This is a genomic window from Streptomyces lothianensis (assembly GCF_047779955.1).
Lineage (GTDB): Bacteria > Actinomycetota > Actinomycetes > Streptomycetales > Streptomycetaceae > Streptomyces.
In genome coordinates this window covers 58,274-72,125 of sequence record NZ_JBLMKT010000014.1, presented here as the reverse complement: position 1 = coordinate 72,125, position 13,852 = coordinate 58,274, and the positions used below count along the sequence as shown (strand labels likewise).

Genomic DNA, 13,852 nt, shown 5'->3' with positions numbered 1-13,852 from the left:
GCGTACCGCCCCTCCTCACGTTCCTCGCACAGGACCCGAAGCGTCTCAGCCCTTCAGCGAGGCCATCCAGGCCTCGACGTCCTCGCTGGTGCGGGGGAGGGCCTCGGACAGGTTCCGGTTGCCGTCCTCGGTGACGAGGATGTCGTCCTCGATCCGGACGCCGATGCCGCGGTACTCCTCGGGGACGGTCAGGTCGTCGGCCTGGAAGTACAGACCGGGCTCGACCGTCAGGCACATGCCGGGTTCGAGGGTGCAGTCCGCGTACGTCTCACGGCGCGCGGCGGCACAGTCGTGGACGTCCAGACCGAGCATGTGACCGGTGCCGTGCAGGGTGAAGCGGCGCTGCAGACCCAGTTCGAGGACGCGCTCGACGCTGCCTTCGAGCAGACCCCACTCGACGAGCTTCTCGGCGAGCACGCGCTGGGCGGCATCGTGGAAGTCGCGGTAGTTGGCGCCCGGCTTGACGGCCGCTATGCCCGCCTCCTGCGCCTCGTACACCGCGTCGTAGATCTTCTTCTGCAGCTCGGTGTACCGGCCGTTGATCGGCAGGGTGCGGGTGATGTCCGCGGTGTAGAGCTCGTTCGTCTCCACGCCGGCGTCGAGCAGGAGCAGGTCGCCGGAGCGGACCTGGCCGTCGTTGCGCACCCAGTGCAGGGTCGTGGCGTGCGGGCCCGCGGCGCAGATCGAGCCGTAGCCGACGTCGTTGCCCTCGACGCGGGCGCGCAGGAAGAAGGTGCCCTCGATGTAGCGCTCGCTGGTGGCCTCGGCCTTGTCGAGGACCTTCACGACGTCCTCGAAGCCGCGCGCGGTGGAGGCGCAGGCCTGCTCCAGCTGCCCGATCTCGAAGTCGTCCTTGATCAGGCGCGCCTCGGACAGGAAGACCCGCAGCTCCTCGTCGCGCTCTGCGGTGACCTTGTCGGTCAGGGCCTTCTCGACGCCGGCGTCGTGCCCGCGTACGACACGGGTCGGGCCGGTCGACTCGGCGAGCTTCTCCGCGAGCTTCCGGACGTCGGAGGCGGGGATGCCGTAGAGCTTCGCGGCCTCGGTCAGCGAATGGCGGCGGCCGACCCACAGCTCGCCCTGGCCGTCCAGCCAGAACTCGCCGTTCTCGCGGTCGGAGCGCGGCAGCAGGTAGAGCGTGGCCTCGTGGCCGCCCTCCGCCACGGGCTCCATGACCAGGACGCCGTCCTCGGTCTGGTTGCCGGTCAGGTACGCGTACTCCGTGGCGGCGCGGAAGCTGTACTCCGTGTCGTTCGACCGGGTCTTCAGATTGCCCGCGGGGATCACCAGACGCTCACCGGGGAAGGCCGCGGAGAGTGCGGCGCGGCGGCGGGCGGTGTGCCCGGCCTGGGCGACGGGCTCCAGGTCGGTCAGCTCGGTGTCGGCCCAGCCGGTGCGCATGCTCGCCGCGAGTTCCTCGGACACGCCCGGGTACAGTCCGTTCTTCCGCTGCTTGATGGGCTTCTCGGCTGCCGCTTCGGCTGCGTCCTCGCCGGCCTTGTCAGTGAGCTCTTCGGCCACGGATACCTCCTTGTAGTGACCTGGGGACCGCCGTCCATCGTATGTCCGTACGGAAGGCAGCCCAGGGCCGCACAGGTATGGCCAAAGTCACGCGAACCGGACCGTCAGGACCTCACGCGAACCGGGCCGCCAGGAGCACCACGTCCTCCGCGCCCTCTGCCTTGTCCCGGCCGTCCGGGAGCACCGTCCGCAGGATGTGGTCGGCGATCGCCCCGGGATCCTCGCGCAGCGTCCGCGGCACGCTCGCCGCCGCCGCGTGCAGCCGGGCGAAGGCGCGGTCGATCGGGTCGCCGGTGCGGTGCAGCAGCCCGTCCGTGTACAGCAGGACGGTTTCTCCTGGCTCCGGGGACAGCTCCACGCTGGGCGCCTCCCAGCAGCTCAGCATCCCGAGCGGCGCGGAGAGGGAGGTCTCCACGAACTCGGTGCGCCGCTCGCCGATGATCAGCGGCGGTGCGTGCCCGGCCCCGGCGAGCACGAGCGAGCGCCGGTGCGGTTCGCAGTAGGCGAAGAGCGCGGTGGCGGTACGCGCCGGTTCGGTCAGGCGCAGCAGCAGTTCGAGATCGGAGAGTACGGCGACGGGGTCCTCGCCCTCCATCACCGCGTACGCCCTGAGGCTCGCCCGCAGCCGCCCCATCGCGGCGACGGCGCCGGGACCGGAGCCGCCCACCGATCCGACACAGAGCCCGAGCGCGTTCTCCGGCAGCGGCAGCGCGTCGAACCAGCTGCCGCCGCCGCGCGGGCCGCTGCGGTGCCGGGCGGCGAGCTGGACGCCGGGGACCCGGGGCAGCCGGCTGGGCAGCAGCTCCTCGGCGATGGTGGCCATGTCCGAGCGGGTGCGTTCGAGTTCGACCAGATGTGCCGTGTGTTCGCTCGCGTACCGCGCGTAGAGGCCGATGAGGTGGCGCTGCCGTTCGCCGGGCTCGGCGGGTTCGTCGTAGAGCCAGACCGCGGCGCCGAGCAGGCCGGCCGTATCGCAGCCGAGTGGGACGGCGTAGCTCGCCGCGCAGCCGAGTCGGTCGACGACGGAGCGCAGGTGGGGGTCGAGGTGTTCCTCGGCGAGCAGATCGGGCTGGGCGATGCCGCATTCGCCGGGGCCGGGCGCGCTGGTGCCGTCGAGCAGCCCTCCGTAGGAGGTGGCGCTGCGCGGCACGGTCTCGATGTGGCCGAGGTCGGAGCGCTCCAGGCCGAGGCCCGTCATGGAGTCGGGGCCGAGCCCGTCGGAGGGCTCGAGGACCATGAGGCCGCGACGGGCCCCGACGAGCGCGGCGCCCGCGCGCAGGATCTCGCGCAGGCAGGCGTCGAGGGTGGTGGTGCGGACGAGCCGCTCGGTGAGTTCGTGCAGCGTGGTGAGGTCGGAGACCCAGCCGGCGAGACGGTCCTGGACGGCGGCCGCCGGGGTGGCGGGGGCGGGGGAAGGGGCGCGGTCGGGCGCCGCGGTGGGTGCGGGGGTGGGCCCCAGGCGTCGGGTGGCACTGGGATCGATTCCGGCCACTTTCGGAAGGTTCGGGGCGCTCATGGTGTGCCGGTCCGGTGATTTTCCGGCCATTCGATATTGCTCAATAGCATCGCAAACCCCCATCTCTTCTGCGCCGCCAGCAATGAGTCCACATCTACACGCACTGGTCTGGGGATGTCCAGCATTGTCCTGCAAGGATTCCTGGTGTCCAGGGTGTGGACGCGGTGACTGTGACAAAATGAGAACTTGGCGTGAAACAGACCTGTCCTATCCGACATTGCGGTCCCATGGGACCCGCACCAACCGCTCGCTCCGAGCGTCAGGATCGGCGTGGCGGGTACGTACTGGGTTGAGGCCGGCGGGAGTTGTGCCGTGCCTGAACCAGACGACGGACCCATACGTCTTAGAGAGCGACAGCCGCGTACCGACCGGCTTCATGACGGTGCGCGCCAGGGCGCGCCACCCGCCGCCATGGTTGTAATGGATGCATCCGCAGTGCAGTCCCAGCTCGCAGTCCCAGCTCCAAGCGTGATCTGCTCATTCCAGAGTGGGTGTCCGCAATGTCCGAAGCAGTCCGAAGTGGCCCGCAGTGTCGGTAGTGTCTCTGCGTTTTCAACGGAAAGGAACGAGCGCTCATGCGCGAGATCCTCGGAAGGCGACGCAGGCTCCTGTCGAAGCGAACCGGCGAACGCTCCGGTGAGCAGACCGGTGGGCGATCCGGTGGGAGACCTGACCAGCTCGGCGCGGCTCTGACCTTCGCGAAGACATGGCAGTGGCCCGTGCTTCCCGGAGCCGGGCTGCGGCGGCCCGGATCGCCGCAGTGCGCCTGCCCCGACCCCGACTGCGCCGCGCCCGGCGGTCACCCCTTCGACCCCGGCATCCTGGCCGCGACCAGCGATGAGCGAATGGTCCGCTGGTGGTGGGCCAACCGGCCCACGGCGCCGGTCCTGCTCGCCACGGGCGGCCCGGGCCCCAGCGCGGTGAGCCTGCCGGCCATCGCCGCGGCCCGCTCGCTCGCGGTGCTCGACCGCCTCGGCGTACGCGTCGGACCGGTCGTCGCGACCCCCGACCGCTGGTCGCTGCTCGTCGCGCCGTACTCGATGCCGCAACTCGGCGAACTCCTCTACGCCAAGGACCACGTCCCCGGTTCGCTCCGCTTCCACGGGAGCGGTGGCTACCTCGTCCTGCCGCCCTCGGACACCGGCCGCGGCGAGGTCCGCTGGGAGCGCGCACCGCTGCCCGGCTCGGCCACGCCCTGGCTGCCCGACATCGAGGCGATCGTCGACGTCCTGGTCGACACGCTCACTCATACGGGTGTGAGCGCGCCCGAGTTCTAGGTGCCGCGGGCGCGGGCGGGCCCCACGGCCCGCGCCCGTCGCTATCTTCGGCTCACCCCGTTCGTGCGCTTCAGTTGAGCAGGTGGGTCTCTTGCAGCGAACACGTATGTCCGCGCTCATCGCCGTTGCCGTGTTCGCGGTCCTGCTGCCGCTCGCCGGGGCTTCGGTGGGGCCGGAGGCCTCGGCGGGGCCCGGTGCCGGTGTGGCCGACGGGCGCAACGGTGCGGAGGCGGCGCACCGGGCCGGTGGGGAGATGGCGCCCCGGGCAGGTGGAGTGACGGAGCGGCCCGCGGGCGAAGGCGAGGGTGTCGAGGGCGATGGCGAGGGCGCCTCGGACCTCCTGTCCGGGCTCGGCCTGGCGACCCTCGCACAGTGCGGCCCCGAACTCGCCTCGCCGGAGGGCGTCGAGGCCCAGACCTGTGTGCTCACCCGGAGCGGTGACACCTGGGCCCGTACGTACTACCGCAATGCCACCGGCGAGGAACTCACCTCCGTACTCACCCTCATGGCACCCGGCGGACGGACCGTACGGATCCACTGCGCGGTGGGCCAGGGCGACGAGCCCGGGGCGTGCCAGACGCCGCGGGAACCGACGGCGGGTGAACCGGAGGAGTACTGGGCGGTCGCGGAATTCGCGGTGCGCGCCGAGCCGGGGGAGGAAGGCCGGGCGGGGGGTGGGGCGGTCGGTCCGCTGCTGCTGCGCTCCGGAAGCAACACGGAGCCCCCTGCCGAGGGTTGAGCGCCGCTCCATACGGAGCGGCCGTACGCGTCCCGGACCCCGGAAACGCAAAGGTCCGGTCGCTGGCGACGGGGGATGCACCAGCGACCGGACTACTTGAACGGTAACCCAAAATCCGCCGTTCGCAAATTCGATCTCGGCCGGTATCGGCGATCCGCAAGGGATTTACCGGGCAAGAGCGGGAGTTGTGACCGTTGTCATGCCTTTTCTACGGGTTTCCTGTGTGTTGGCTGTGGATTACCCGGAGCGGAGGCGGAGCACCGCCCGGACCGTCCGGACCGCCCGGACTGCGCAGCGCAGTCCGCCCGCCTCAGCTCAGTGTCACCTGCCGGTTGGTGAGCCCGCCGCGCGCCCGGCGCTCCTCGCCGGTCAGCGGCGACTCGTCGGCGAGGGCGGCGGCGAGCCGCTCGGCGAACTCGGCGGCGGGCTTCTCCACATCGGCCGCGCTCATCCCGGTCGGCAGGTCCCAGACCGGCACCATCAGACCGTGCGCACGGAAGGAGCCCACCAGGCGCGTGCCCTCGCCGAGGCTCGACGTCCCGGCCGCGTGCAGCCGGGCGAGCGCGTCGAGCAGCTTCTCCTCCGGGTGCGGCATGACCCAGCGCAGGTGGTTCTTCTCCGGGGTCTCGCACCAGTACGCGGCGTCCAGGCCCGGGAGCTTCACGGTCGGGATCGCGGCGGCGTTGGCGCGCTCCAGGGAGGCGGTCACCTCCGCGTTGGCGTTCTCGGCGTCCGGCACCCAGAACTCGAAGCCCTCGTGCACCACCGGCTCGAACGGGGCCTTCGGGTCGAGCAGTTCCTGCAGCCGCGGCCCGTCGGTGCCCGTGCGGCGGGCGGCGACCGGATTGCCCGGCTCGGTGGCGAGGGCCTGGGTGAGGACGTCGGCGAGATCACGGCTGAGGTCACCGGAAGAGGTGTCGTTCTGCAGTCCGATCAGGACCGCGCCGTCCTCGCGGCGCAGCCCCGGCCACGCCATCGGCAGCACGGTCGCGAGCGTCACCGACGGCACGCCCTCGGGCAGCCCGTCCTTGAGGGTGAGCTCCACGGTCGCCGCGGGCACCAGCTCGCGCAGCGCGACCCAGTCGCACTCGCCGGGCAGCCCCTCGAACGGGCGGTGCACCAGCTCGGTCACGGCATGCGCGGCGGCCCGGCCGTGGCAGGCCTTGTAACGCCGGCCGGAGCCGCAGGGGCAAGGCTCGCGCGCACCGACGACGGGCACCTCACCGTCGACGAGCTGCGCCTTGCTGATCTGCGCCTTCTGCGGCTTCTTCGTCTGAGGGCGCTTCTTGGCCATCGTGCGTCTCCCGGTCACGGCTTGGGCGGTACGGCGGTGAGCCTAGCCGGTTGGGGCAGGCAGCACGCCCCACTGGACAGTCCCCTCCCTCCCGGGGGCTGCGCCCTTTCCAAGGCTATCGACGCCCACTGACAATCCACCCCACCGAACCTCGCCCCCCGTACCTCGCTCCCCGTACCTCGCCCCCCGTACCCAGCCGCACCCCGCCCCCCCGCTCACGCACCCACCGAACCCCGCCCGCCACTCACGCACTGTGCCCCGGCGCGTTCGGACCGTATCCGTATGTCCCGAGTGCGTCATGAAGAGGTCACGTACTGAGGATTGGCCGGTTTCCGGTGAACGACATCGGGGCATTGACACCGTGGCGTGGGGCTAAGGAGGTCTCGGGGGTGGCGTTGGTGGTGGCACAGGAGGTGCCGACGTCGTCAAGCATGGCCGTGCCCCATGGCCCTGCGGGCGTGGGGCAGGCGAGGCGCTGCATGCGTGATCAGTTGCGTATGAGCGGTGTCTCGGAGGGCGTCGTGGACGATGCGGTACTGATCCTTTCCGAGCTGCTGAGCAATGCCTGTCGGCATGGCAGGCCGCTCGGCGATGCGGCGGTCGTGGGCGACGGCAATGTGCGGGCGGCCTGGCGGCTGGACAAACGGGGCAAACTGACCATTGAAGTGACGGATGGGGGCGGACCGACCCGACCGGTTCCGGCCACTCCCTCGGTGACGGCCCACGGCGGCCGCGGCCTCGGCATCATCGCCGCACTCGGCGAGGAGTGGGGCGTACGGGACGGGGCGGCCGGCGAGGTCACCGTATGGGTCGTGCTCGGCACCCGGACGAAGGACGAGCCGGAGCTCAGCCCCGCCCGAGCTGCTGCAATACCGCCCGTGGCCGGTTGGTGATGATCGCGTCGATCCCGAGCCGGACACAGAGGTCCACGTCCTCGGGCTCGTCCACGGTCCACACATGCACCTGGTGCCCGGCCCGCTGCAGCTTCTCGATGTGCGCCGGATGACTGCGTACGAACCGGATCCCCGGACCCGCGATCCCCACGCCTTCCGGCAGCCGTCCGTCACGCACGCGCGGCGTGAGGAACTGCAGCAGATGCACGGTCGGCAGTGTCGGTGCCCCCGCCCGTACCCGGTGCAGGGAGCGCGCGGAGAAACTCATCACCCGTACCGGAGAATCCGCGGCCGACTTCGGCGCGTCCAGACCGAAACGCTTCAGCAGGAGCAGCAGCCGCTCCTCGACCTGGCCCGCCCAGCGGGTCGGATGCTTGGTCTCGATCGCGAGCTGCAGCGGCCGGCCCGCGTCCGCGACGAGTTCGAGCAGCCGCTCGAGCGTCAGTACGGAGGTGTCCTCCCAGTCCGGGCCGTCCTCCCTGTTCTTCCAGGAGCCGAAGTCGAGCGCCGCGAGATCCGCGAGCTCGAGCGCGGAGACGGCGCCTCGGCCGTTTGACGTACGGTTGACACGCCGGTCGTGGACACAGACGAGGTGCCCGTCGGCGGTCAGCCGGACATCGCATTCGAGCGCGTCGGCGCCGTCCTCGATCGCCTTCTTGTAGGCGGCGAGCGTGTGCTCGGGAGCGTCTTCGGAGGCGCCGCGGTGGGCCACCACCTGAATCTGAGGGCTCGACCGCGGGTCGCGCTGCGGGGTTCGTGCGGAAGTCACCGCGACATGGTGTCACTTTGCGGGGTATGCGTGGTGCGGGGTGCCTGGTGTGGGGTGCCCGTGGTGTACGGGAGCACTCCCCGGCCGGGAGCACACCGGATGCGGCCGTTCCGAGCGCCGTCGAGGATGGGCGGCGGATGCACAGGTGTGGCTTATGGCGACCTGACGTCCCTTGGGAAAGGCTTGCGAAGCAACCGTGCGGAGTCATGCCGTGGATCGAGGAGTACAGCTGTGAGCACCGAGAACGAGGGCAACGAGGTCTCCCCCGCCCCGTCCGTACCTCCCGCGCCTCCGTCGGCCCCGTCAACCGCGGACGCCGGGGGCACCGCCGGGCAGGACGCCGGGGCGGGTGACACCGCCGCGCACGTCCCGCCGTCTGACCCCCACCAGCCCGCCGCCCCCACCCCGGGCATCGCCGCCCCCACCCCGGGCACCACCGCCCCCACCCACCCCGGCGCCACCTGGCCGCCCCAGCCGCCCACCACCCCCGCGTACGCCCAGGACGCGGGCAGCCACGGCACGGGCGGCCACGGCACGGGCGGCCACGGCGCGGGCGGGCCGGAGTGGGGCGCGGGCTATCAGCCGGCCCCGATGAACCCCAAGTCCCGCAAGGGCGGTCTCATCGCCGCCGCGCTCGCCGCCGCACTGGTCGCGGGCGGTGTCGGCGGCGGCATCGGCTACTGGGCGGCCGAGCGCAACGACAGCGGTACGAACTCGACGACCGTCGCCGCCTCCGACATCCCCGCCGACCTCAAGCGCGCACCGGACTCGGTGGCCGGGATCGCCGCGAAGGCGCTGCCGAGCGTGGTGACCATCGACGCCGAGGGCGCGGGCGGCGAGGGCGGCACGGGCACCGGCTTCGTCTACGACCGCGAGGGCCACATCCTCACCAACAACCACGTGGTGGCGACGGCGGCGCGGGGCGGGCGCCTCTCGGCGACGTTCTCGGACGGCAAGAAGTACGAGGCCGAGGTGATCGGCCGGGCCCAGGGCTACGACGTGGCCGTGCTCAAGCTGAAGAACGCCTCCGGGCTCACGCCGCTCCCCCTCGCCGACTCGGACAAGGTCGCGGTCGGCGATGCCACGATCGCGATCGGCGCCCCGTTCGGCCTCTCCAACACGGTGACCACCGGCATCGTCAGCGCCAAGAACCGTCCGGTCGCCTCCAGCGACGGCGGCTCGACCCGCTCGTACATGAGCGCCCTGCAGACCGACGCCTCGATCAACCCGGGCAACTCGGGCGGCCCGCTGCTCGACGCGCGCGGCGCGGTGATCGGCGTCAACTCGGCGATTCAGTCGGCGGGCAGCGGCATGGACGGCCAGGCCGGTTCGATCGGCCTCGGCTTCGCGATCCCGATCAACCAGGCCCAGCGGGTGGCCAAGCAGCTGATCGAGAAGGGTGAGGCCACGTATCCGATGATCGGCGCCTCGGTCAGCATCGACGAGACGAGCCGCGAGGGCGGCGCGCGCATCACCGAGCAGGGCGCGGGCGGCACCGAGGCGATCCAGCCGGGCGGCCCCGCCGACAAGGCCGGCCTCGAACCGGGCGACCTGATCACCAAGCTCGGCGACCGCGCGATCGACAGCGGCCCGACCCTCATCAGCGAGATCTGGACGTACCGGCCGGGCGACACCGTGAAGCTCACCTACGAGCGGGACGGCAAGGAGCACACGGTGGACGTGACCCTGGGCAGCAAGGGCGAGGAGAAGTAGCCCCGGCGCCCCCGTATCCACATCTGCACCCGCACCCGCACCCGCATCCGCATCCGCATCCGGAGGCGGACGGCCGCACCGCCGCCCGCCTCCGACACCGGGCCCCTGCCTTGGCGCACAGTTGCTACCGCACCGGACACCCACGCACACCCGGCTGCGGCCGGGTGCCGAGCTCCTCGATGCGGTAGCCGTCGGGATAGCCCTTGACCTCGCGGTTCTGGCGGGCGAAGTGCGGTGTGCTGCGCGGCGGAAGCAGCCGTACCGCCCGGCCGCGCAGCCGCACGGCGGCCCGCACCAGTGAACGGGTGCGGGCGGGCGGAGCCTCGTAGCGGAACGCGTTCAGCAGGTGGTCGTCCAGGAGCGCGAGCACACCGGTGCGCAGGAGCGGCGCGAGCGGGGCCGGGTACCAGGAGGTCATGAGCGCTACCGTCGCGTCGGAGACCTCGCGCGAGCGCGGGTCCCAGTCGAACTGCTCCTCCTCGTAGCTGTCGAGGAGCCGCTCGAACTCCTCGTACGTGGCGGGGATGTCGCTGATGCCCATGTGCCGGCCGAGCGTGCGGTAGTACGTCACCATGGCGACCGTCTCGTGCTGCGAGAGCCGCCGCCAGCCGTAGACGTCGATCCAGCGCTTCGGCATCACCACGAAGGTGGAGAGCACGTACCGCATGTCGTCATTGCTGATGTCGTAGCTGCGGTGCATCTGGTTGATGCGCCGGATCGCGCTGCGCCCCTGCCCGGACTCGAAGCCGAACTCCATGACGCTGTCGAGCAGCAGCGCGGTGTCGTCGTAACGCTTCTGCGAACGCTCCGTCAACTCCGCCGTCTCGGCGAGGAGTCGGCCGATGCTGGGTACTGCATAGGTTCTGTAGAGGGCGAGTTCGAGCGCACGGTTGACGTCCCAGGGAAACTCGTACGCGACCATGAGCCGGTAGATCTCCGTGGCATCACGCTCCGGGTGGAGCTGCCGTATCCGCGCAAGCCGTTCATACCGTTTCGACTTCATCGACATGCCCCGTTCCTACCAGCCCGCACGCCACGCTGGGTAAGCCTGCCCGATTCGCGGGTCAGCGTGATGCTCCAAAGCCATTCCGCCGACCTCAGGCACGTGGTGCACCTTCCCGGCGCTGCTGTTTCATCCAGACTTTGCCGGTAGCCGAGGAAGATGCACAGCGCGGTCACGAGCAGCGCCAGCAGGAGGAAGCGTGGAGCCGCGTAGTCGTGTCGTGACGGGAGGCAGAGCACCAGAGGTGCCCTGCCCCTCCCATGCCCGTTCGAGCGGGGAACCACGGGGAACACCGGTCGCTCGTGGGGAGCGGACACAGCAACGGCCCCCGACCGTGTCACCTGGTCAGAGGCCGTTCACCTGCGCGGTGGGTGTGGGATTTGAACCCACGGTGACTCGCGCCACGACGGTTTTCAAGACCGTTCCCTTAGGCCGCTCGGGCAACCCACCTCGCCCCGCCACCTGCGACGGAGCTTGTACAGCGTACCGGCCCTGGGTGCGGGTGCTCCAACGACTCCTGGCAGGAGGGTGCTTCCGAACCTCCAGGAGCCTCATATCCGGGAACTCAGTACGTCCACCTCACAGCCCGGTGCGAACGGGTCGAAGCCGTGCTCGGACAGCCAGCGAACCGCCAGCAGGCTGCGCAGGGACCACCAGGCGTGGATCACGTCGAGGTTGACGTCGGCGCCGTAGCCGGTGAGGACGTCGTCGAGGTGGTCCTCGTGTCCGAGCGTGAACGTGGCGAGGTCGTACAGGGCATCGCCCTGGCCCGCCTCGGACCAGTCGATGATGCCGGTGACCTCGTCGTCGGCGACGAAGACGTGCGCGATCTGCAGGTCGCCGTGTGTGAACGCCGGAGTCCACGGCCGGAGTGCGGCCTGGGCGATCCGGTGGTTACGGGTGACCAGGTCGGCGGGCAGCAGGCCCCCCGTCACGAGCAGTTCGCACTCGGCGTCGAGTTCCGCCGCCAGCGCGTCGCTGCTCCGGCCGGCACGGCCGGGCCGGGGCGGCAACGGCCCGTCGTGCAGCTTGCGGATGGCGGCGCCCGCCGCCGCCCACGCCGTAGAGGAGGCGGTCGACGGCCGGCCGAGGCGCCCGAGCGTCGCCCCCCGGAGCGCGGCGATCGCCAGTACGGGTGGCCTGCGCCACAGGACCTCCGGGGTCGGGACCGGAGCCAGGGCCATCGCCTCGACCTCGACGTCGACCCGCGCCTGGTCGGCGTCCACTTTCAGGAACATGTCCCCGACGCGCAGGGTTGCACGCTCGGAATGGGCGACGACGACTTCGACCTTCTCCATGGTGACCAGTTTCCCGGAGGTGATCGTCGGTGTCACCGGACTTCGGCATGCGGTGACGCAGGCGACCGCATCCCGCTGCCCGACAGCCTCATGCGCGACACCGGTTCTCGGCGCAGGTTCTCGATCAGGCGAAGTCCGCTCCCGTTGTGAGGAGTGCGGTCCCGGGGGGGGGGCGACCCTCTCCGGAGGGCCAAGGCCTCCGGAGGGCGAGGCTTCTAGCGGACCCGGCCCCGGCCGGCCACGAGGCGGGCCGCCGAGGCGATCGTCGCACCGGCCTCGCGTTCCGTGAGGCCGGTGCGGACCGCCGCGTCCGTGAGGTGGCGGGCCAGGTCCTCGCCGATGCCGTTCTCGTACGCGCGGCAAGCCGCCCAGAACAGGCGGGTGTTGCGCTGGCCCATGCGTGCGCCGAGCACGAAGTGGATCAGCCCGCTGCCCTGGGGCGGGGGTCCGGGGGCGGTCTGCCTCGTGAGCGGTGGGGGCGTGAGGAGGCGCAGGAGGGCGCGCGGGCAGGGGGCGGGCGCCAGGTGGGCGGTGCCGGGGGCCGTGCTGTAGACGCCGTGTTCCGTGCGGGAGCCCGGGCCCACCAAGTAGCCGCCGGCGCCGCGCACATCGATCCCGGGGGCCAGGCGGCCGGCCGAGTTGGGGACGACGGTGTCGGGCGGTCCGCTCAGCCACAGGTGGCGGCCGCCGCTGGGGGTGAGGACGACGACGGTGGGCGGGATCGTGAAGAGATGCCGCAGGGCCAGTTCGCGCAGGGTCACCGAGGAGTCCGGGCCCGTTTTCGTATCGAGGTCGATGCCGATCAGGTGGTGCGGGGGCAGGCCGCAGGCGATGCCGTAGCCGGTGGCCCAGGGCGCGGCCGCGAAGAGCTCGCGGATACGCAACGGGTCGGTGCTCGCGTCGTACACGCCGTGTCCGGGTCGGCCGCACTCGCCGTGGCACTGCGGGGCGTCGGCGGGGTCCTCGTGGTGCGGGGAGCGCAGGGCGGGGAGCTTCGTGCGGGAGAGCGGGAGCACGGCGAGGCCGCGTTCGGCAGCGGAGAGCGCGTGGGCGAGGGCCAGGGTCGTGGCATGCCGGTCGGTGGTGGCCATGGCTCTATTTTCGTACGAATGTTCGAAGATGGGAAGGGGGGTCTGTGCCTCGTACGAGTGAGGTGAGGGCCGTCGGGAGGGTGGCAGGCGGAACGCTTCCTCTCTTGGGGCGTCTCGCCGAGGTGCATTCCCTCGCTGCGGCTCCATGCTGACCTGCGGAGACTTTCGGTTCGTGCGGGTTTATCGATTTGTCCTCACACTCGCGAGGGAAAGATCGGATGTGGGGTGGTTCGCGGAGGCGGGCTGGGCAACTCTGATCTCGCGACGTCGAGCACAGCGCCGCGGCGGTCGGCCAACCGCCCCGGCATCAGCCGCACTTACCGGCCCCGCGCCGGTTCTGAACCGCCGGGTACACCCGGTCGATGGAGGAATTGACATGGCAAGCATCCGTACCGCCCGCATCATCGCCGCCGCCGCTGCCCTGCCCCTCGCAGCCACCCTGTTCTCGGGGGTCGCCCAGGCCGACAACGGCGGGTTCGCGGACGACGGATCGAATACGAGCGTGGCGAGCATCATCGGCAGCGGCGTGGGCCACGACAACAGCGGCAACTCCGCGACGAACCAGCTGGTGGCGACCGGCTCCGGGGCCTCGAACCAGAACAACAACGCCCAGGTCAACGGCTCGGCCTTCACGGCCATCCACCAGTCCAACGAGAACATCGAGATCAACTTCACCCCCCTGTGGTGGTGACGGTGACGGGCTGACCGGCCCGAGGGGGAGAGGGGACCTGCGCGGCG

Annotated in this window: 12 protein-coding genes and 1 tRNA gene; 5 read left to right on the top strand and 8 right to left on the bottom strand. The window is 71.2% G+C overall.

Annotated features, from left to right (window positions below; translation table 11 throughout):
• Positions 1 to 45: 45 nt before the first annotated feature.
• Complete coding sequence (locus tag ACLF6P_RS02155; protein ID WP_415947595.1) at positions 46 to 1,521, bottom strand: aminopeptidase P family protein; 1,476 nt, start codon at positions 1,519 to 1,521, stop codon at positions 46 to 48.
• A gap of 112 nt (positions 1,522 to 1,633) precedes the next feature.
• Positions 1,634 to 3,067: a PP2C family protein-serine/threonine phosphatase gene (locus ACLF6P_RS02150; RefSeq protein ID WP_415947594.1), complete on the bottom strand. Its 1,434-nt coding sequence runs from the start codon at positions 3,065 to 3,067 to the stop codon at positions 1,634 to 1,636.
• A gap of 545 nt (positions 3,068 to 3,612) precedes the next feature.
• On the opposite strand from ACLF6P_RS02150, the gene ACLF6P_RS02145 reads away from it, so the two are divergent.
• A complete protein-coding gene (locus ACLF6P_RS02145; RefSeq protein WP_415947593.1) occupies positions 3,613 to 4,314 on the top strand; it encodes a bifunctional DNA primase/polymerase in 702 nt (233 codons plus the stop codon).
• Between the two features lie 91 nt (positions 4,315 to 4,405).
• Entirely contained in the window at positions 4,406 to 5,053 is a 648-nt protein-coding gene (locus tag ACLF6P_RS02140) for a hypothetical protein (protein WP_415947592.1), read from the top strand.
• Positions 5,054 to 5,363: 310 nt separating this feature from the next.
• Here the strand turns inward: ACLF6P_RS02140 and ACLF6P_RS02135 are convergent, their stop codons facing one another.
• Positions 5,364 to 6,347: a DUF5926 family protein gene (locus ACLF6P_RS02135; RefSeq protein ID WP_415947591.1), complete on the bottom strand. Its 984-nt coding sequence runs from the start codon at positions 6,345 to 6,347 to the stop codon at positions 5,364 to 5,366.
• A 389-nt stretch (positions 6,348 to 6,736) separates the two neighbouring features.
• Between ACLF6P_RS02135 and ACLF6P_RS02130 the strand changes: the two genes are divergently transcribed.
• Positions 6,737 to 7,240, top strand: a complete 504-nt coding sequence (locus tag ACLF6P_RS02130; protein WP_415947619.1) for an ATP-binding protein — start codon at positions 6,737 to 6,739, stop codon at positions 7,238 to 7,240.
• Here the strand turns inward: ACLF6P_RS02130 and ACLF6P_RS02125 are convergent.
• Positions 7,194 to 8,009 (bottom strand): glycerophosphodiester phosphodiesterase, encoded by an 816-nt coding sequence (locus tag ACLF6P_RS02125; protein ID WP_415947590.1) that lies wholly within the window; start codon positions 8,007 to 8,009, stop codon positions 7,194 to 7,196. The genes ACLF6P_RS02130 and ACLF6P_RS02125 overlap by 47 nt on opposite strands.
• Positions 8,010 to 8,240: 231 nt before the next feature.
• Here ACLF6P_RS02125 and ACLF6P_RS02120 point away from each other — a divergent pair, with 231 nt between their 5' ends.
• A complete protein-coding gene (locus tag ACLF6P_RS02120) occupies positions 8,241 to 9,722 on the top strand; it encodes a S1C family serine protease (protein WP_415947589.1) in 1,482 nt (493 codons plus the stop codon).
• 124 nt (positions 9,723 to 9,846) lie between these two features.
• Here ACLF6P_RS02120 and ACLF6P_RS02115 read toward each other — a convergent pair whose 3' ends face one another.
• From ACLF6P_RS02115 to ACLF6P_RS02100, 4 genes are all read right to left on the bottom strand, one after another.
• Positions 9,847 to 10,731, bottom strand: a complete 885-nt coding sequence (locus ACLF6P_RS02115) for an oxygenase MpaB family protein (RefSeq protein ID WP_415947587.1) — start codon at positions 10,729 to 10,731, stop codon at positions 9,847 to 9,849.
• A 359-nt stretch (positions 10,732 to 11,090) separates the two neighbouring features.
• Positions 11,091 to 11,175, bottom strand: a tRNA-Ser gene (locus ACLF6P_RS02110).
• A gap of 101 nt (positions 11,176 to 11,276) precedes the next feature.
• Positions 11,277 to 12,023, bottom strand: a complete 747-nt coding sequence (locus tag ACLF6P_RS02105; RefSeq protein ID WP_415947586.1) for a phosphotransferase family protein — start codon at positions 12,021 to 12,023, stop codon at positions 11,277 to 11,279.
• Positions 12,024 to 12,238: 215 nt separating this feature from the next.
• Positions 12,239 to 13,114: a bifunctional DNA primase/polymerase gene (locus ACLF6P_RS02100; RefSeq protein ID WP_415947585.1), complete on the bottom strand. Its 876-nt coding sequence runs from the start codon at positions 13,112 to 13,114 to the stop codon at positions 12,239 to 12,241.
• Positions 13,115 to 13,490: 376 nt separating this feature from the next.
• On the opposite strand from ACLF6P_RS02100, the gene ACLF6P_RS02095 reads away from it, so the two are divergent.
• A complete protein-coding gene (locus ACLF6P_RS02095; RefSeq protein ID WP_415947583.1) occupies positions 13,491 to 13,805 on the top strand; it encodes a hypothetical protein in 315 nt (104 codons plus the stop codon).
• Positions 13,806 to 13,852 lie beyond the last annotated feature (47 nt).